The sequence below is a fragment of the Novacetimonas sp. GS1 genome, assembly GCF_036686925.1.
In the GTDB taxonomy this organism is placed as follows: Bacteria; Pseudomonadota; Alphaproteobacteria; order Acetobacterales; family Acetobacteraceae; genus Novacetimonas; species Novacetimonas hansenii.
This window is the reverse complement of the sequence record NZ_VSZP01000001.1, coordinates 2,952,298-2,970,293: the sequence shown is the minus strand read 5'-3', so window position 1 is coordinate 2,970,293 and position 17,996 is coordinate 2,952,298. Positions and strand designations below refer to the sequence as shown.

At 62.3% G+C, this 17,996-nt stretch carries 11 protein-coding genes and 1 tRNA gene; 10 read left to right on the top strand and 2 right to left on the bottom strand.

Going from position 1 to position 17,996, the window contains the following annotated elements; translation table 11 throughout:
- Window positions 1–15 precede the first annotated feature (15 nt).
- Window positions 16–663 carry a ribonuclease D gene (locus FYB92_RS13005; protein WP_075631606.1) on the bottom strand — a complete coding sequence of 216 codons (648 nt, stop codon included), beginning with the start codon at window positions 661–663 and terminating at the stop codon, window positions 16–18.
- A gap of 317 nt (window positions 664–980) precedes the next feature.
- A tRNA-Leu gene (locus FYB92_RS13000) sits at window positions 981–1,067 on the bottom strand.
- Between the two features lie 252 nt (window positions 1,068–1,319).
- Here FYB92_RS13000 and FYB92_RS12995 point away from each other — a divergent pair.
- From FYB92_RS12995 to FYB92_RS12950, 10 genes are all read left to right on the top strand, one after another.
- Window positions 1,320–2,285 carry a complex I NDUFA9 subunit family protein gene (locus FYB92_RS12995; RefSeq protein WP_281649776.1) on the top strand — a complete coding sequence of 322 codons (966 nt, stop codon included), beginning with the start codon at window positions 1,320–1,322 and terminating at the stop codon, window positions 2,283–2,285.
- A 161-nt stretch (window positions 2,286–2,446) separates the two neighbouring features.
- Window positions 2,447–3,901 (top strand): NAD(P)-dependent oxidoreductase, encoded by a 1,455-nt coding sequence (locus FYB92_RS12990; RefSeq protein ID WP_003618130.1) that lies wholly within the window; start codon window positions 2,447–2,449, stop codon window positions 3,899–3,901.
- A 5-nt stretch (window positions 3,902–3,906) separates the two neighbouring features.
- Window positions 3,907–8,445, top strand: a complete 4,539-nt coding sequence (gltB, locus tag FYB92_RS12985) for a glutamate synthase large subunit (protein ID WP_332828790.1) — start codon at window positions 3,907–3,909, stop codon at window positions 8,443–8,445.
- A 219-nt stretch (window positions 8,446–8,664) separates the two neighbouring features.
- Window positions 8,665–10,512, top strand: a complete 1,848-nt coding sequence (locus FYB92_RS12980; RefSeq protein ID WP_408902401.1) for a M3 family oligoendopeptidase — start codon at window positions 8,665–8,667, stop codon at window positions 10,510–10,512.
- A complete protein-coding gene (locus tag FYB92_RS12975) occupies window positions 10,493–11,878 on the top strand; it encodes an AarF/ABC1/UbiB kinase family protein (RefSeq protein ID WP_040510482.1) in 1,386 nt (461 codons plus the stop codon). Before FYB92_RS12980 ends, FYB92_RS12975 begins: the two co-directional genes overlap by 20 nt.
- 205 nt (window positions 11,879–12,083) lie before the next feature.
- On the top strand, window positions 12,084–14,324 hold the full coding sequence (uvrB, locus tag FYB92_RS12970) for an excinuclease ABC subunit UvrB (RefSeq protein ID WP_062809820.1): 2,241 nt from the start codon (window positions 12,084–12,086) through the stop codon (window positions 14,322–14,324).
- An 87-nt stretch (window positions 14,325–14,411) separates the two neighbouring features.
- A complete protein-coding gene (locus tag FYB92_RS12965) occupies window positions 14,412–15,296 on the top strand; it encodes an aldose 1-epimerase (protein WP_332828788.1) in 885 nt (294 codons plus the stop codon).
- Window positions 15,290–15,823: a transcription elongation factor GreB gene (gene greB / locus FYB92_RS12960; protein ID WP_062808682.1), complete on the top strand. Its 534-nt coding sequence runs from the start codon at window positions 15,290–15,292 to the stop codon at window positions 15,821–15,823. Before FYB92_RS12965 ends, greB begins: the two co-directional genes overlap by 7 nt.
- Before the next feature lie 121 nt (window positions 15,824–15,944).
- Entirely contained in the window at window positions 15,945–16,943 is a 999-nt protein-coding gene (gshB, locus tag FYB92_RS12955; protein ID WP_192264788.1) for a glutathione synthase, read from the top strand.
- Between the two features lie 250 nt (window positions 16,944–17,193).
- Entirely contained in the window at window positions 17,194–17,904 is a 711-nt protein-coding gene (locus tag FYB92_RS12950) for a class I SAM-dependent methyltransferase (RefSeq protein ID WP_003618143.1), read from the top strand.
- Window positions 17,905–17,996: the final 92 nt, after the last annotated feature.

Genomic DNA, 17,996 nt, shown 5'->3' with positions numbered 1-17,996 from the left:
GGAATGGTGCGGGTTTCAGGCCGCCCGGTGGGCGAACAGGTCCGGGTCCTCGTAACCAAGGATGTCGAGCCGTGCGCGCGTGGGCATGAAGTCATAGCACGCCTGTGCCAGTTCGCGCCGCCCCTCACGCACCAGCAGCGCCTCCAGCCGCGCCCACAGCGCATGGAGGTACAGCACGTCCGATGCGGCATAGGTCATCTGTTCAGGGGTCAGGTCCGGTGCGCCCCAATCGGAACTCTGCTGCTGCTTGCTGAGTTCCACCCCAAGCAGTTCGCGGCACAGGTGGGCCAGCCCATGACGTTCGGTATAGGTCCGCACAAGCTTTGACGCGATCTTGGTACAGATGCACGGCGCGACCGTGATGCCGAAAGTATATTGCAAGATGGCAACGTCAAACCGCGCGAAATGCATCAGCTTCGTCACGGACGGGTCCGTCAGCACCGCAACCAGGTTCGGGAAATCCGCTGCCGTGGCCCCCGCCGGAACCTGTACCAGGTGGGCATGCCCGTCACCATCCGACAGTTGTACAAGGCACAGCCGGTCGCGGTGGGGATTGAGGCCCATCGTTTCCGTATCGACGGCAACCGCACCCGAAAAAACCACATCATGGGGCAGGTCGCCACGATGGAAATGGATGGTGTCGGGAACGGTGGTCTGTGGCATCGGGGGTCGTGCTCCGTAACGGTGTCTGTCCGTGGCATGCAGCGTGGAGCGGCAGGCGGTATTTCCGGCGGTGCGGGACAGCAAGGCCCGGACCCAGGGCACGCCGCGCCACCGTTGGCCTCCAGCCGGCATTATGCCGACAGGGTTAACATTGTCGCGGTTTACACGAAATTTGTATCGGGAACAGGGGGGATTGATGCGAACGTCCAACTATTTGGGACTTTGGACGGCCCATGGCCATCGGATTGCATCGGGAGGGAAATCCCTACCGGGTATGTCCCGGTAGGATTTATCCTGATTTTTCTTTGGAAAAATCCTGGTGCCCAGAAGAAGACTCGAACTTCCACGACCTTGCGGCCACAGGTACCTGAAACCTGCGCGTCTACCAATTCCGCCATCTGGGCTCAGAGGCTCCCCGTTGCCGGGGTGGTGTGAGGCGGTTTCTAGTCCGGGTTGTCGCGGTGGTCAACAGGGGTTTGCGTATTTTTTTGAATTTGATGGTGTTTTTTGAAACAGGGCGCGGAAAACCGCCCTTTTTCCCATGTGGGCATGGACATGTGGGAATGACGTGCATGCGTGGCGACGCTGGCCCATGATGGTGGTTCCACCATCGCTGCATCGGGGGGATGGGCGTTCAGGTCAGGAAGGGGTGTCGGATGGATATTCGCAAGGTCGCAACGGTATTTGGCGGGACGGGCTTCGTGGGGCGGTATGTGGTCGCGCGGCTGGCGCGGGATGGCTATGTCGTGCGCGTCGCCTCCCGCCGTCCGGACCGGGCGGCGGGGATGCGCCTGTTTGGCGATGTGGGGCAGGTCGTCCCGCTCTATGCTTCCGTGCTTGAGGAACGTTCCAGCGTTGCTGCAATCGAAGGCAGCGACCTTGTCGTCAATCTTGTCGGGATACTGGCGCCTGGGCGGCATGCCGGTTTCACGGCAGTGCATGTTGATGCGGCCGCCCGTGTGGCGCGGCTGTGTGCATCGGCCGGTGTGGGGGCGCTTGTGCATATGTCGGCCATCGGCGCGGACCCCGATGGCATCTCTGACTATGGCCGCAGCAAGGGGCAGGGCGAGGTCGAGGTGCAGCGCCATATGGCGGAGGCGGTGATCGTGCGCCCGTCCATCATTTTCGGGGCGGAGGATCATTTTACCAACATGTTCGCCGCCATGGCGCGCTACCTGCCTGTCATGCCGGTCTATGGCGGGATGACGCGATTCCAGCCCGTCCATGTGGCAGACGTGGCAGAGGCGATCCGCCGCATCGCGCGTGGCCTCGGCCGGGGTGCGGGCGTGGTGGAGGGAAGTTCCGCAGAAGATATTTTTGCAGGGAGTATTTTCGAACTTGGTGGCCCGCGTGTGTGGCGCATGCAGGACATGGTGCGCTGGATCATGCGCGCGGCAGGGCATCCCCGTCGTGTCTTCGCCGTGCCGCCCTGGCTGGCGCGGATACAGGCCTCATGCCTTGAACACCTGCCGGGCAGGATGCTGACACGCGATCAGTTGTCCATGCTCTATGTCGATAATGTGGTGGCGCCGGGGATGCGTGGCCTTGCGCATCTGGGGATTTCGCCGCTTTCGCTGGAAATTGCCGCACCACAATATCTTGCCCGTTTTCGTTCGGCCTGACCCTGGGGTGGCTTTTGTGGCCCATGCGGCGAGATTTTGCCGATTTTTCGCAAAAAGGTCAGTAATGCTGTCTTTTATTTGCGCCGTGGCTTGCGTAGGTGTGGCTCAACCCGGGCGCGCAGGGGTGCGCCCGCATGTTTTCAGACCCAAGGGGCAGGCCAATGGCAGAGCGCATGCTGAAATTCGTCTCCGTGGCGCAGGAGCAGCCTGAAAAGCGGCCTGCGGACTCACGGCGTAAGGATTTCAATGAAATCTATGACGAACTGCCGCGCCAGCAGGCCGAAACACAGGCGTCACGCTGTTCACAGTGTGGGGTGCCGTTTTGTTCCGTACACTGTCCCCTGGGCAATAATATTCCCGACTGGCTGATGATGACGGCGGCCGGACGGCTGGAGGAAGCCTATGAAGTTTCCTCCGCCACCAACAACTTCCCCGAGATCTGTGGCCGCATCTGCCCGCAGGACCGCCTGTGCGAAGGTAACTGCGTGATCGAGCCGGGATTCGAAAGTGTTACCATCGGCGCGGTGGAACGCTTCATCACCGATACCGCGTTCGAACAGGGATGGGTCCAGCCCGTGCGTCCCGTGACCGAACGCACGCAGACGGTGGGCATTGTCGGGGCCGGTCCGGGTGGCCTGGCCGCGGCCGTGCAACTGCGTGAACTCGGCTTTCAGGTCCATGTCTATGACCGTTACGACCGTATCGGCGGGCTGATGATGTATGGCATCCCCGGTTTCAAGCTGGAGAAGGACATTGTCCTGCGCCGCCATCGCCTGCTTGAGGATTCTGGCGTCACCTTCCACCTTGGCGTGGGCATTGGCGATGTGGACGGGGATGGCACGATCGCATTTTCCACCCTGCGTGACCGCCATGACGCGGTGCTGATCGCCACGGGCGTGTACAAGTCGCGTGATATCGGTGGCCCCGGCGCGGGGCTTGGCGGGATCGTGCGCGCGCTTGATTACCTCACGGCGTCGAACCGTGTCTCCCTCGGTGACAGCGTGGCGGATTATGACAGTGGTGCGCTGAACGCCGCGGGCAAATCGGTGGTTGTGATCGGGGGGGGCGACACGGCGATGGATTGCGTGCGCACCGCCATCCGCCAGGGCGCGCGTTCGGTCAAATGCCTGTATCGCCGCGATCGCGCCAATATGCCCGGCTCCGTGCGGGAGGTGAAGAACGCGGAGGAAGAAGGGGTGGAGTTCGTCTGGCTCGCAGGGCCGGAGGCCTTCCTTGGCGATGCGCATGTGACCGGCGTGCGCGCCGTGCGCATGAAGCTTGGCCTGCCCGATGCCAGCGGCCGACAGTCGGTGGAACCGGTGGAAGGCAGCGCCTTTACGCTGGAGGCCGATCTTGTGGTCAAGGCGCTTGGCTTTGACCCCGAACCGCTGCCGACCCTGTGGGGGCAGCCCGACCTTGAGGTTTCGCGCTGGGGCACACTTATGGTGGACCGCCACAGCTTTATGACCAGCCTGCCCGGCGTGTTCGCCGCCGGTGATATCGTGCGCGGGGCCAGCCTTGTGGTGTGGGCCATCCGCGATGGACGCGACGCGGCGGCGCAGATGCACCGCTGGCTTGAGACCGCAGCGGCCGTGCGCGCCGAAGCGGCGGAGTGATGACAATGGACCAGCACACAGCACAGAACACGGCCCAGACCGAGGATTTCGTGCGCGAATGGCGCGACAATGCCGAGGCGATTTCCGGCCTGTATGACCCGGCGCAGGAACATGATGCCTGTGGTGTCGGCATGGTTGCCGCCCTTGATGGCAAACCGCGGCGCGACGTGGTGGAGGCCGGGATCGCGGCGCTTAAGGCGGTGTGGCACCGTGGCGCGGTCGATGCCGATGGCAAGACCGGTGACGGGGCGGGTATCCATGTGGAAATTCCGCAGGATTTCTTTGCCGATGCCATCCATATCGGCGGCGACGCCAGCGTGGACAGCCAGATCGCGGTGGGCATGATCTTCCTGCCCAAGACGGACATCGCGGCCCAGGAACGCTGCCGCCAGATCATCGAGAGCGAGATCCTTGCCTTCGGATATGCGATCTATGGCTGGCGTCAGGTGCCGATCAATACCGATTGCATCGGGGACAAGGCGAACGCCACCCGCCCCGAAATCGAACAGATCCTGATCCGCAATACGCCCGGCACGCAGGAGGATGCGTTCGAGCGTGACCTGTATGTCATCCGTCGCCGGATCGAAAAAAGCGCAATCGCCAATCAGGTGGACCTGTATGTGTGTTCCCTGTCGTGCCGGTCGCTGATCTACAAGGGTATGTTCCTTGCCGAGCACCTGACGGAGTTCTATCCCGACCTGCTCGACCCGCGTTTCGTCAGCCGCTTTGCGATCTATCACCAGCGTTATTCCACCAATACCTTCCCGACATGGAAGCTGGCGCAGCCGTTCCGCCGCCTGGCCCATAATGGGGAGATCAATACGATTTCCGGCAACGTCAACTGGATGAAAAGCCACGAGACGCGGTTGGCCGATCCTGTGCTTGACCCGTATATGGACGATCTCAAGCCCGTGGTGCAGGCGCAGGGGTCGGATACGGCGTGCCTTGATAACGTCTTTGAACTGCTGACCTTTGCCGGGCGCGATGCGCCGATGGCGCGCTGCCTGATGGTGCCTGCCAGCGTTGGCGGCAATTCCGCCATGCCGCAGCGGCACAAGGACATGTATTCCTACTGCAATGCGGTGATGGAGCCGTGGGACGGGCCGGCGGCGCTGTGTGCGACCGACGGGCGGTGGATGCTCGCCGGGCTTGACCGCAGTGGCCTGCGCCCCCTTCGCTATACCGTCACGTCAGGTGGTCTGCTGATCGTGGGGTCCGAAACCGGGATGGTCAAGGTGCCCGAGGCCGACATCGTCAGCCGTGGCCGCCTTGGGCCGGGGCAGTCGCTGGCCCTCGACCTTAAGGAAGCGAAGCTTTACAATAACGACCAACTGCTCGACCTGCTGTCCGCACGGCAGGATTTTACCGGGTGGGTAAAGCGCACGCGCGACATTTCGTGCCTTGTGCGCACCAATAGCGGGGAAATCAGCCTCTATCAGGGCGAAAACCTGCGCCGTCGCCAGCTTGCGGTCGGCACCACACTTGAAGAGCTGGAGGTGATCCTCCAGCCGATGGTTGAAAACGCGGGCGAGGCCATCGGCTCGATGGGCGATGACACGCCACTTGCGGTTCTGTCCACGCGCTATCGCGGGTTGGCGCATTATTTCCGACAGGCCTTCAGCCAGGTCACGAACCCGCCCATCGACAGCCTGCGTGAAACGCGGGTGATGAGCCTTGCGACGCGCCTGGGCAACCTTGGCAACATTCTTGAGGAAAGCGAGACGCAGTGCGACCTGCTCCAGCTTCCCAGTCCGGTCCTGACCACGGGTGAGTTCAAGGCGCTGCGGGAGTTCTGTGGCGAAAATGCCTGCGTCATCGACTGCACCTTTCCTGCGGCCGATGGGGAATCCGGCCTGCGTGAGGCCATCGCACGCATCCGCACGGAGGCCGAGGACCATGTCCGCCGTGGCTGCACCCATGTCTTCCTGACGGACGAACACCAGTCGGCCGAACGCGCCTATATCCCCATGATCCTTGCGACGGCGGCGGTGCATACGCACCTTGTGCGGCAGTCGCTGCGGACGTTCACCTCCCTTAACGTGCGTTCGGCGGGGGCGCTGGATGTCCACGCCATCGCGGTGACGATCGGGGTGGGGGCAACCACCGTCAATCCCTATCTGGCGCAGGAAAGCATTGCCGACCGCCACCGGCGCGGCCTGTTTGGCGACCTGTCCTTTGGGGACGCGGTGGAGCGTTACCGCAAGGCCGTCAATAAGGGCCTGCTGAAAATCATGTCCAAGATGGGCATTTCCGTCGTCTCTGCCTATCGCGGCGGTTATAATTTCGAGGCGATCGGGCTGTCACGCGCGCTGACGGCGGAATTCTTCCCCGGCATGCCCTCGCGCATCTCGGGCATCGGCCTGCTGGGCATTGCCCGCAATGTGCTGAGTTTCCATGAAAAGGCATGGGATCGCCAGATCGAATCCCTGCCGGTTGGTGGCCGCTACAAGCTGCGTCGCACTGGCGAGGTACATGCCTTTGACGGCACGTTGATCCACATGCTGCAAACGGCGGTGGCAACCGACAGCTTCACCATCTATCAGCGTTATGCCGATGCGGTGCGTCGCCAGCCGCCGGTTGCGCTGCGTGATCTGCTGGATTTCCGTGGGGGGCGTACGCCCATCGCGGTGGAATCGGTCGAAAGCATCACCGAACTGCGCAAGCGCCTGATTGCGCCGGGTATCTCGCTTGGCGCACTCAGCCCCGAAGCGCACGAAACCCTGTCGATCGCGATGAACCGCATCGGCGCGAAATCGGATTCGGGTGAAGGCGGCGAAGATCCTGCCCGTGCGAAACCGCGCGCCAATGGGGACAATGCGTCCTCCGCGATCAAGCAGATCGCCTCGGGTCGTTTTGGTGTGACCGCGCAGTACCTCAATGACTGCCGCGAAATCGAGATCAAGATGGCGCAGGGCGCGAAACCGGGCGAGGGCGGGCAGCTTCCCGGCTTCAAGGTGACGGGCCTGATCGCGAAGCTGCGTCATGCGACGCCGGGGGTGACGCTGATTTCCCCCCCGCCGCACCATGACATCTATTCCATCGAGGATCTGGCGCAGCTCATATACGATCTCAAGCAGATCAACCCCGAGGCCACGGTGACTGTGAAGCTGGTCGCGCGTTCTGGCATCGGCACGATTGCCGCCGGCGTGGCAAAGGCGAAGGCGGATGCGATCCTGATTTCAGGCCATTCCGGCGGCACGGGCGCCAGCCCGCAATCTTCGGTCAAATATGCAGGCATGCCCTGGGAACTGGGCCTTGCGGAGGCGCATCAGGTGCTGATGCTCAACCGCCTGCGTCACCGGGTAAAGCTGCGCACCGATGGCGGGCTGAAGACCGGGCGTGACGTGGTGATCGCGGCCATGCTGGGGGCGGAGGAATTCGGCATCGGCACCGCAAGCCTTGTCGCCATGGGCTGCATCATGGTGCGCCAGTGCCATTCCAACACCTGTCCCGTGGGCGTGTGTACGCAAGACGATGATCTGCGCAAGAAGTTCGAAGGCACACCGGAGAAGGTCATCAACCTGTTCTCCTTCATTGCCGAGGACGTGCGCAACATCCTTGCCTCGCTGGGCTTTGCGACGCTGAATGAGGTGATCGGCCGCACTGACCTGCTGCATCAGGTGCTGCGTGGCGCGGATTATCTTGATGATCTTGACCTTAATTCCCTGCTTGCGCAGGCGGATCCAGGGCCGCATGCGCGTTATTGCACGCGTGAAGGGCGCAACGAGGTGCCCGAGACGCTGGATGCGCAGATGATTGCGGATGCCCGCCCCCTGTTTGACCATGGGGAGAAGATGCAGCTGCAGTACAACGTGCAGAACACCCATCGTGCGATCGGCACACGCATTTCCTCGTTGATCGTGCGGCAGTTCGGCATGGACAAGCTGGTGCCTGGCCACCTGACGGTGCGCCTGCGTGGTTCGGCGGGGCAGTCGCTGGGGGCGTTCGCGGTGCAGGGGCTGAAGCTTGAGGTGCTGGGTGATGCCAACGATTATGTTGGCAAGGGCCTGTCGGGGGCGACGATCATCGTGCGGCAGTCACCTTCGTCGAACCTTGTGTCCAACGAAAACGCCATTATCGGCAATACCGTGCTGTATGGCGCCACGGCGGGTGCGCTATATGCGGCGGGACAGGCGGGCGAACGCTTTGCCGTGCGTAATTCCGGTGCGATCGGCGTGGTGGAGGGCTGTGGCTCCAACGGGTGTGAATACATGACCGGTGGCCTCGTGGTGATCCTGGGCGAGATCGGGGACAATTTCGGCGCGGGCTTTACCGGCGGCATGGCCTTTATCTATGACGCAAGCGGCACGTTCGAGGAACGGGTGAACCCCGATACCCTGACATGGACGCGGGTGAATGACCCGAAATGGGAAGCCACCCTGCGTGAGCAGGTGGAAACCCATGCACGTGAAACCAGCAGCCGCTATGCCGAACTTCTGTTGCATAACTGGGACAAGGTTCTGCCGCGTTTCTGGCATGTCGTACCGCGCGAATATGCCAAGGTGATTGGCTTTGCCCCTGCCGAACTGCCGCGCAGCGCCTGATACGCGCGTTACGCGACATTGGGAAACATGATGACAGGGCCGGGGATTTTCTTCCCGGCCCTGTCTGCTTTTGCGGCCTGCTTTTGCGACCTGTTTTCGCGGAATGTGGCATCAGGGGGTCGCACTGGCGGGGCAGAGGGACTAGATTCCCCGGTAATGGAACTCAGGGTCTGCGTGACGGTGTTGCGCGGGCCTGTTGCGATGACGGGTAATGGTCCGATGTCCGATCTGTATTTTTCCCATGCCTTCCCGCGCGGCGTGCGTGTGTCCTCCCCCGCCGAAGGGGGCGGGAGTGTCGCGTCCCCACATGATGGGGCCCTGCCGCGATGGGACCTGCGCGACCTGTATGACAGCCCCGAATCGCCACGCCTGCAGACGGACCTTGAACAGGCGGAAGAAGACGCCCGCGCATTCGCCGATGCGTGGCGTGGGCGTCTGGCGCAGGCTGACGGCGCGGCGGTGGCGTCGGCCATCGTTGAATATCAGCGGATTGACGAGGTGCTGGGCCGGGCCGCGTCCTATGCGCAGTTGCTGTTCGCCGCCAATTCTGCGGATGCGAAGATCGCGCGCTTCAGCCAGTCGGTGAATGAACGGCTGACGGCCATTTCCACGCACCTGCTGTTCTTTACGCTGGAAATGAACCGCATCCCCGATGATGTGATGGCGCGGCAGATGGCCGATCCCGCGCTGGCGCACTGGGCGCCGTTCATCCGCGACCTGCGCGTGTTCCGCCCGTATCAGCTCTCCGACGAGGTTGAATCCGTCCTGCATGAGAAATCCGTCACCGGGGCTGCCGCGTGGAACCGTCTGTTTGACGAGACGATGGCCAGCCTGCGTGTGCCGCTGGCGGGGGAGGAACTTACCCTTGGCGCGGCGCTTGATCGCATGTCCTCGCCCGATCGCATGGCGCGTGCGGATGCGGCCAGGGCGGTGGGGGCGACGTTGCAGGAACGTATCCGCCTGTTTTCGCTGGTGACGAACACGCTGGCGAAGGACAAGGCCATTACCGATACGCTGCGCCATTATCCGCGCCCGACCTCGGCGCGTAACTGTGCGAACATGGTGGAAGACGGTGTCGTCGATGCGCTGGTACAGGCCGTGACCGCGTCCTATCCACGCCTGTCGCACCGCTATTATGCGCTCAAGTCGAAATGGCTGGGGGTGGAAAAGCTTCAGTACTGGGATCGTAACGCCCCGCTGACGACGCAGGATGAACCGCTGATCCCATGGGCGGATGCGACCGCGCAGGTGCTTGGCGCGTATGAAGGGTTCGACCCGCGCATGGGGGAAATCGGCCGCCGGTTCTTTGACAATGCATGGATCGACGCGCCGCCGGTGCCGGGCAAGGCATCCGGCGCGTTCGCGCACCCGACCGTGCCGTCAGCGCATCCCTATCTCCTGCTGAATTATCGCGGACGCACGCGTGATGTGATGACGCTGGCGCATGAACTGGGTCATGGGGTGCATCAGGTGCTGGCTGGCGCGCAGGGATACCTGATGTCGGGCACGCCGCTGACGCTGGCGGAAACGGCCAGCGTGTTTGGCGAAATGCTGACCTTCCGCGCGCTGCTGGATGCGCAGGCCGATCCCGCGCGCCGTCGCCTGATGCTTGCGGCGAAGGTGGAGGACATGCTCAACACCGTCGTGCGCCAGGTTGCGTTCTACCGCTTTGAAACGCTGGTGCATGAGGAGCGGCGCTCAGGCGAACTGCTGCCTGAACGCATTGGCGAAATCTGGCGCGAGACGCAGGCCGAAAGCCTTGGCCCGGCCTTTGAATTCGCGCCCGATTACGATGTTTACTGGACATATGTGCCGCATTTCATCCATTCGCCATTCTACGTCTATGCCTATGCGTTTGGTGACTGTCTTGTGAACGCGCTGTATGATGTCTTTCAGTCCGGGCATCCGGGTTTTCAGGACAAGTATCTGGATATGTTGCGCGCGGGCGGGACAAAACGGCATCGCGAATTGCTGGCGCCGTTCGGGCTGGATGCGGCGGACCCCGGTTTCTGGAACCGGGGGCTGGATGTGATCGCCGGATTTATTGATGAACTGGAGCGTATCTGACGTGGCGGAAGAACGGGATCTCGATAACAGCGGGCTGTTTGGCGAATTTCGCCGCATGGTCCGTACCTCCGGCACGATGGGGGGAATCGCGGCCCGGATTGCCGGGCACAAGATGGGCTTCCGCTCTGACAAGGTGATGCATGCGGGGGATCTGAAGACCGCGCTTGGCGGTCTGAAGGGGCCGCTGATGAAGGGCGCGCAGCTTTTGTCCACCATCCCCGGCGCCCTGCCGGAGGAATATGCAACCGAACTGGCGCAGTTGCAGGCCAATGCCCCGGCGATGGGGTGGAATTTCGTGCGCCGGCGTATGGCCAGTGAACTTGGCCCCAACTGGGAACGTAATTTCCGCACCTTCGGGCGCGAGGCGTCCGCCGCCGCCAGCCTGGGGCAGGTGCATCATGCGGTGCTGCCCGATGGTCGCGTCGTGGCGTGCAAGCTGCAATATCCTGACATGAAGGCCACGGTCGAATCCGACCTGCGGCAGTTCCGCATGGCGGTTGGCCTGTTTTATCGCATCGACAGCACCATCCAGCAGGATGACGTGCTGGAGGAGCTTGAGGCGCGGCTTTACGAAGAGCTTGATTACACGCGTGAGGCGGCGAACATGCGGCTGTATCGCCTCATGCTGGCGGGATCACCCGATGTGACGGTTCCCGCCCCGATCGAGCCATTATGCACCCAGCGGCTGCTGACGATGCAATGGGTGGACGGGCGCGGCATTCAAAAGGTGCTCGATACCAATCCCGACCAGGAACAGCGCAACATGATGGCGCGTTCGCTGTTTCATGCATGGTATATCCCACTCTATCGTTATGGTGTCATCCATGGCGATCCGCACATGGGCAATTTCACCGTGCGCGACGATTATGGCATCAACCTGCTGGATTTCGGGGCGATCCGCATCTTCCCGCCTTCTTTTGTGCAGGGGATCATCGACCTGTACCGTGCGCTGGAAACCAATGACGAGGAACTGGCCTATCATGCCTATCAGGGCTGGGGCTTTGCCAACATGTCGCGTGAGACGATGCGTGTACTCAATGAATGGGCACGCTTCATCTATGAACCGCTGATGCAGGACCGTGTCCGCGCCATTCAGGAGGATAACGACCCGCAATATGGTCGTGCCGTGGCGGAAAAGGTCTATGCCGGCCTGAAACGTACCGGCGGCGTGCGCCCGCCACGTCCGTTCGTGCTGGTGGACCGTTCGGCCATCGGGCTGGGCAGTGTGTTCCTGCGGCTTCGGGCGCGGCTGAACTGGTATCGCCTGTTCCAGGAAATGATCGAGGATTTCGACAGCGCGAAGCTGGCGCAGCGACAGGCCGCCGTCGTGGCCGAGGCGCGTGTACCCCCGCCGCTGGGTGATTGAGATGCCGCGTGATTGATGGTGGCCGACTTTAAGGGCGACTGTCCGATGGCGATCGTTCGATGGTGATCGTTTGGGGGCGACTGTCCGGGGGCGCGGGTTGAGGGCGGTCGGCTGATGGTGGCGCGGGCGCCGCGATGGGGTGGGGGGCAATATTTTGGCGCCCGCCCTTGCGTCCGGCGTCATTGCCCCCCACTGTCATCACATCATGGCAGCAGCACCGCGCAAGAAAAAACGCATAACCGACCGGGTTGAACCCCCGGTCACGTTCCAGCCCGAACAGCAACCCGCCAAGCCCAAGACCCGGCTGTTCAAGATCAATTCCCCTTATGAACCGGCGGGCGACCAGCCCACGGCGATCAGCGAACTTGTCGCCGGGATCGAGGGGGGGGAGCGCGATCAGGTCCTGCTTGGCGTTACGGGATCTGGCAAGACCTTCACCATGGCCAAGGTGATCGAGGCAACGCAGAAGCCCACCCTTGTCCTTGCGCCGAACAAGACGCTGGCGGCCCAGCTTTATGCGGAGATGAAGGAATTCTTCCCCGATAACGCGGTCGAATATTTCGTCAGCTACTACGATTATTACCAGCCCGAAGCGTATGTCCCACGCTCCGACACCTATATTGAAAAAGACAGCCAGATCAACGAACAGATCGACCGCATGCGCCATGCCGCGACGCAGGCACTGCTGGAACGTAATGACGTCATCATCGTGGCCTCGGTCTCGTGCATTTATGGTATCGGCTCGGTCGAGACCTATTCGCGTATGGTCGTGCGGCTGGAAAGCGGGGGCTCGATTGATCGCGACCAGCTTGTCAAGGCGCTGGTGGAACTGCAGTACCGTCGCAATGATGCGGGGTTCCAGCGCGGCACCTTTCGTGTGCGCGGCGAAAGCGTGGACATCTTTCCCGTCCAGAACGAGGACCGGGCCTGGCGTGTCACCCTGTTTGGCGACGAGATTGACGAGATCATTGAGTTCGATCCCCTGACAGGGGACAAGACCGCCGATCTGCAGGAAATCAGCATCTATGCCAACAGCCATTACGTTACGCCGCGCCCGACGCTCAATCAGGCGGTGACGGGGATCAAGGCGGAACTGCGCACGCAGCTTGAACACCTGACGAAGGAAGGCAAGCTGCTGGAGGCCGAACGGTTGCAGCAGCGCACGACCTTCGATCTGGAAATGATCGAGACGACCGGCGTGTGCAAGGGGATCGAGAATTATTCACGCTACCTGTCAGGCCGCAAGCCGGGGGAGCCGCCACCAACCCTGTTCGAATACCTGCCTGAGGATGCGTTGCTGATCGTGGATGAAAGCCACGTGACCGTGCCGCAGATTGGTGGGATGGAGCGTGGGGACTATGCGCGCAAATCCGTGCTGGCGGAGTTCGGTTTCCGCCTGCCGTCATGCCTTGATAACCGTCCGTTGAAATTCGGGGAATGGGATGCCTTCCGCCCGCAGAGCATCTTCGTCAGCGCGACGCCGGGGCCGTGGGAGATGCAGCGAACGGGCGGGGTGTTCGCCGAACAGGTGATCCGCCCGACGGGCCTGATCGACCCGGTGACGGACATGCGTCCCGTTACCCATCAGGTGGATGACCTGCTGGCGGAATGTCGCAAGGCCATTGGCGATGGTGGCCGCGTGCTGGTGACGACCCTGACAAAACGCATGGCCGAAGACCTGACCGAATATATGAACGAGGCCGGGATCAAGGTGCGTTACCTGCATTCCGACGTTGATACGCTGGAACGGATCGAGATCATCCGCGACCTGCGCCTTGGGGCGTTTGACGTGCTGATCGGCATCAACCTGCTGCGTGAAGGGCTGGATATCCCCGAATGTTCGCTTGTCGCCATTCTTGATGCGGATAAGGAAGGGTTCCTGCGTTCGCGTACCTCGCTGATCCAGACGATCGGTCGTGCGGCGCGTAACGTGGACGGGCGCGTGCTGCTATATGCGGACAAGATGACCGACAGCCTTGCCTACGCCATCGAGGAAACGGCACGGCGGCGTGAAAAGCAGAGCCTGTGGAACGAGGAACGCGGCATTACACCGCGTTCGGTGCGCAAGCATATCGGCGAGGTCCTGTCCTCTGTCTTCGAGCAGGATTACGTGACCGTGTCCCCCACGCCCGAAGGGGATATCAAGGACATGGTGGGCAAGGACCTGAAAGGGGCGATTGCCGACCTTGAAAAACGCATGCGCACGGCGTCCGCCGATCTGGAATTCGAGACCGCGGCGCGACTGCGTGACGAGATCCGCAGGCTTGAGGCGCTGGAACTGGGGCTTGAGCCCCCACCCGTCGCACAGTCGATGGCCGGGCGCGCGGGCAGCAATGCGCGTGCCGATGCACGACGCAGCCGCACGCCCCAACCGCTGGGGCCGGGTGGGGGTGGGTACGATCCCGACGCCCGGCGTGGCGGTGGGGGACGGCGCAAGGGACGCTGATCCGGGCTGCCTGATCGCGGGCATGGCTTTGCTTATGCGATAAAAACGGGCAGGATCGTTCCGCATGGCAGCATGAGGGGAACGGGGATGATCGAACTGAAGGCGGGCGAGGCGCGTCTGGGTCTCCTGCCCGACGTGGGTGGGGCGATCGCCTATTGGCGGCGCGGCGCCATGTCGTTCCTGCATCCCGTGGCGGACCCGCACCTTGTGGCGCAGCGTGGGCGGGCGGTGGGGGGATATCCCCTCGTGCCATTTTCAAACCGCATCGCCCATGGGCATTTCAGTTTCGAAGGGCAGGAGTACCAGCTTGCGCCTAATTTCATGGGCGAAGACAATGTCCTGCATGGCAATGGCTGGGAACGGCGCTGGCGGCTCGACCTGCTGGCCGATGACAGCGCGACGCTCGAACTCGATCATGAACCACCTGGCGATCCGGCCACGCAATGGCCGTTCGCCTATCGCGCGCTTCTGCGTTTTGACCTGCGCGAAGGTGGCCTGTCGATCGGCATGATGATCGAAAACACCGATACGCGCGACCAGCCGGTGGGCCTTGGCTTTCATCCTTATTTCCCACGCCATAACGGGGTGCGGCTGGGTTTTTCGGCGCAGTCCGTGTGGACCAGCGACGACCGCAACCTGCCTTCTTTGCGTGTTTCGGCGCAGGGCGACTGGTCGTTTGAGAAGATGCGTGACGTGGGGGATTGCGCGATCGACAACTGCTATGCCGGATGGACGCGCAGCGCGTTCCTGCGCTGGCCCCGGCTGGGCCTGTCCCTGACGCTGGAGGCAAGCGACATCTTCGGCCACCTTGTCCTTTTTACCCCGCCGGGTCAGCCCTTCATCGCGGTTGAACCTGCCTCCAACATGAATGACGCCTTCAACCGCCATGGCGTTGCCGATTGCGGGATGCATGTCCTGCGCCCCGGGGAGAAGCTGGAAGGGCATGTCCGCATGACCGTTGCCACATGCTGACGCGTGCATCGGCTGACGCGGCGCGTGGGGGGGAGCTTGCGCGCTATATCTCGCCTAAGGGGATGGAGGTGCTGCGCCATGAACTCAATACCCTTTTGCGTGACGAACGGCCCCGTATCGTGGAAATCGTGTCGTGGGCGGCGGGCAATGGCGACCGGTCCGAAAATGGGGATTACCTGTATGGCAAGAAGCGCCTGAGGGAGATCGACCGCCGGGTGCGTTTCCTGACGAAGCGTATTGAAAAGGCGATCATCGTGGACCCCGCGCAGCAGCTGCGGCGTGGGCAGGTCTTTTTCGGTGCGACCGTCACCTATGCCACCGAACGTGACGAAACGCGTGTCGTCACCATCATGGGGGTGGACGAAGCCGATACGGTGCGCGGTGAAATCAGCCTGATTTCCCCCGTTGCGCGGGCATTGATGCGTGCGCGGGTGGGGGATGAGGTACGGTTGATGACGCCGCGTGGCGATGAAATGCTGGAGGTCATGGCCATTTCCTATCCGCCCGCCACGGGGATGGGGGCATGAAAAAAGGGCCGCTGGCGCTGGTTGTGCCGCTGCTTACACATTATGACGTTTTTCAAGAACGTTGTTTCGTATTATTACACGGCCGGAGTATCCGCCCCGTGTCCCGTCCGGAGGTCCAGCAATGTCGCGCCCATTGAAGATAGGGGTCCAGATGGACCCGCTTGGTGCCATCGATATCAAGGGTGATTCGACCTTCGCGCTGATGCTGGAGGCCGAGGCCCGGGGTTATGAGCTTTATGTCTATCAGGTCGAGACCATGACCCTGAGCGAGGGGCGCATCTCCCCGCGGGGCGCGCGTCTCGAACGTCTTGCCGCACGGGCACGGCGCGTGCATGTGCAGCGCGTCGCGGGCGCGCATGCCACCTATGGCGAGGAACATGTCCTCGACCTTGGGGGGATGGATGTGATCCTGATGCGTCAGGACCCGCCCTTTGACATGGCCTATATCACCGCCACCCATATGCTTGAACATATCCATGGTGTCGGGCCGGGGCGCGCGCTGGTGGTCAATGATCCCGCATCGGTGCGCAACGCCCCGGAAAAACTGCTGGTCACGCATTATCCCGACCTGATGCCCCCCACTCTGGTGACATGGGATGTGCGCGCCATCCGCGATTTCCGTGCGCGGTGGCGCGATATCATCGTAAAGCCGCTGTTCGGGAATGGTGGCGCCGGGGTGTTTCGCATCCGCGAGGACGACCCCAACCTCAATTCCCTGCTGGAGATGCATTTCGCCCGTTCGCGCGAACCGCTGATGATCCAGCGTTATGAACCTGCGGTAAGGCAGGGCGACAAGCGTATCATCCTGGCGGACGGACAGCCGATCGGCGCGATTGACCGTGTTCCCGCCGAAGGGGAGGCGCGTTCGAACATGCATGTCGGCGGCAGGGCGGTGAAAGCCACCCTGACACCACGCGACCATGAGATCTGCGCGGCGATTGGTCCGCTGTTGCGTGAACAGGGACTGATTTTCGTCGGGATTGATGTGATTGGCGAATGGTTGACGGAAATCAATGTGACCTCGCCCACGGGATTGCAGGAAATCGACCGTTTTGATGGCGTCAATACGGCGTCCATGCTGTGGGACTGCATTCTTGCCCGTCTTGACGGTCAGGGCTGACGGGCTGACGGGACAGGGGGAATGCGGATGGGGCCGTATCGGCTGGCGTATGAAAATGCTATGCCGTTGCGCGCCATCGCCGTGACGTATGCCATCTGGCGTAATTGCACAGGGAATATTCCGGGCGGTGTCCCGGAATACATAATGGGAATCTAATGCAGCAGAACGGGACAGGTTTGATTATGCCAGACGCGCAACGGCAGGGCCGGACCCTGAAGACGGTTTGCATCAAAGGGGCAGGTACCATCTGATGAGTGACGTTCTGCGTGATGCCACCACTGAAAAGGTGGTCGAGATTCCCTCTCCGCGTTCCGCCCTTGATGCCGATGCGGTCAAGGTGGCCTATCGCCGGTGGGCTGCGGTGTATGATGCCCTGTTCGGTGGTGTGTCGGCCCTGGCGCGCAAGCGTGCGGTGGAGGCGGTGAACGCCCTGCCCGGTCAGAAGGTGCTGGAGGTCGGGGTCGGCACCGGCCTTGCGCTGCCATATTACCGCCGGGACAAGCAGATAACCGGCATCGACCTGTCGGAGGATATGCTTGAACGTGCGCGTGGGCGTGTGAGCAAGCTGCACCTGTCGAATGTCAATGCGCTGCTGGAAATGGATGCGGAGGAGACGAAATTCCCCGATGCATCGTTCGATATCGCTGTGGCGATGTTCGTTGCCTCTGTCGTGCCGCATCCGCGTCGCCTGCTGAGTGAGCTCAAGCGCGTCGTCAAGCCGGGTGGGCATATCCTGTTCGTCAACCATTTCCTGGCCACCGGTGGCGTCCGCCTTGCGGTGGAACGTGGGATGGCGCGGGCTTCGCGTTCGCTGGGGTGGCACCCGGACTTTGCGATTGAAGGACTGCTTCCCCCTGAGGATCTGGCGCGCGCGGTCATCCGGCCGGTTCCGCCTGCGGGGCTGTTCACGCTTGTCACGCTCGACCGTCTGGATGACGCCAGCGAATCCCTGGTGGCCTGATGCCGCCAATCCGGGCATGTCCATGCGCAGCCCTGTCCTGACGACAGGGCTGTAATGACATTCTCGCGACTGACATGGCCCCTCACGGGGTC

Excerpts from the sequence above, each read along its gene's own strand:
- FYB92_RS12990 (WP_003618130.1), top strand. The coding sequence starts at position 2,447 with ATGGCAGAGCGCATGCTGAAATTCGTCTCCGTGGCGCAGGAGCAGCCT.
- uvrB (WP_062809820.1), top strand. The coding sequence starts at position 12,084 with ATGGCAGCAGCACCGCGCAAGAAAAAACGCATAACCGACCGGGTTGAA.
- FYB92_RS12950 (WP_003618143.1), top strand. The coding sequence starts at position 17,194 with ATGAGTGACGTTCTGCGTGATGCCACCACTGAAAAGGTGGTCGAGATT.
- gshB (WP_192264788.1), top strand. The coding sequence starts at position 15,945 with ATGTCGCGCCCATTGAAGATAGGGGTCCAGATGGACCCGCTTGGTGCC.
- FYB92_RS13005 (WP_075631606.1), bottom strand. The coding sequence starts at position 663 with ATGCCACAGACCACCGTTCCCGACACCATCCATTTCCATCGTGGCGAC.
- FYB92_RS12980 (WP_408902401.1), top strand. The coding sequence starts at position 8,665 with ATGTCCGATCTGTATTTTTCCCATGCCTTCCCGCGCGGCGTGCGTGTG.
- FYB92_RS12975 (WP_040510482.1), top strand. The coding sequence starts at position 10,493 with ATGAACTGGAGCGTATCTGACGTGGCGGAAGAACGGGATCTCGATAAC.
- gltB (WP_332828790.1), top strand. The coding sequence starts at position 3,907 with ATGGACCAGCACACAGCACAGAACACGGCCCAGACCGAGGATTTCGTG.
- FYB92_RS12995 (WP_281649776.1), top strand. The coding sequence starts at position 1,320 with ATGGATATTCGCAAGGTCGCAACGGTATTTGGCGGGACGGGCTTCGTG.
- FYB92_RS12965 (WP_332828788.1), top strand. The coding sequence starts at position 14,412 with ATGATCGAACTGAAGGCGGGCGAGGCGCGTCTGGGTCTCCTGCCCGAC.
- greB (WP_062808682.1), top strand. The coding sequence starts at position 15,290 with ATGCTGACGCGTGCATCGGCTGACGCGGCGCGTGGGGGGGAGCTTGCG.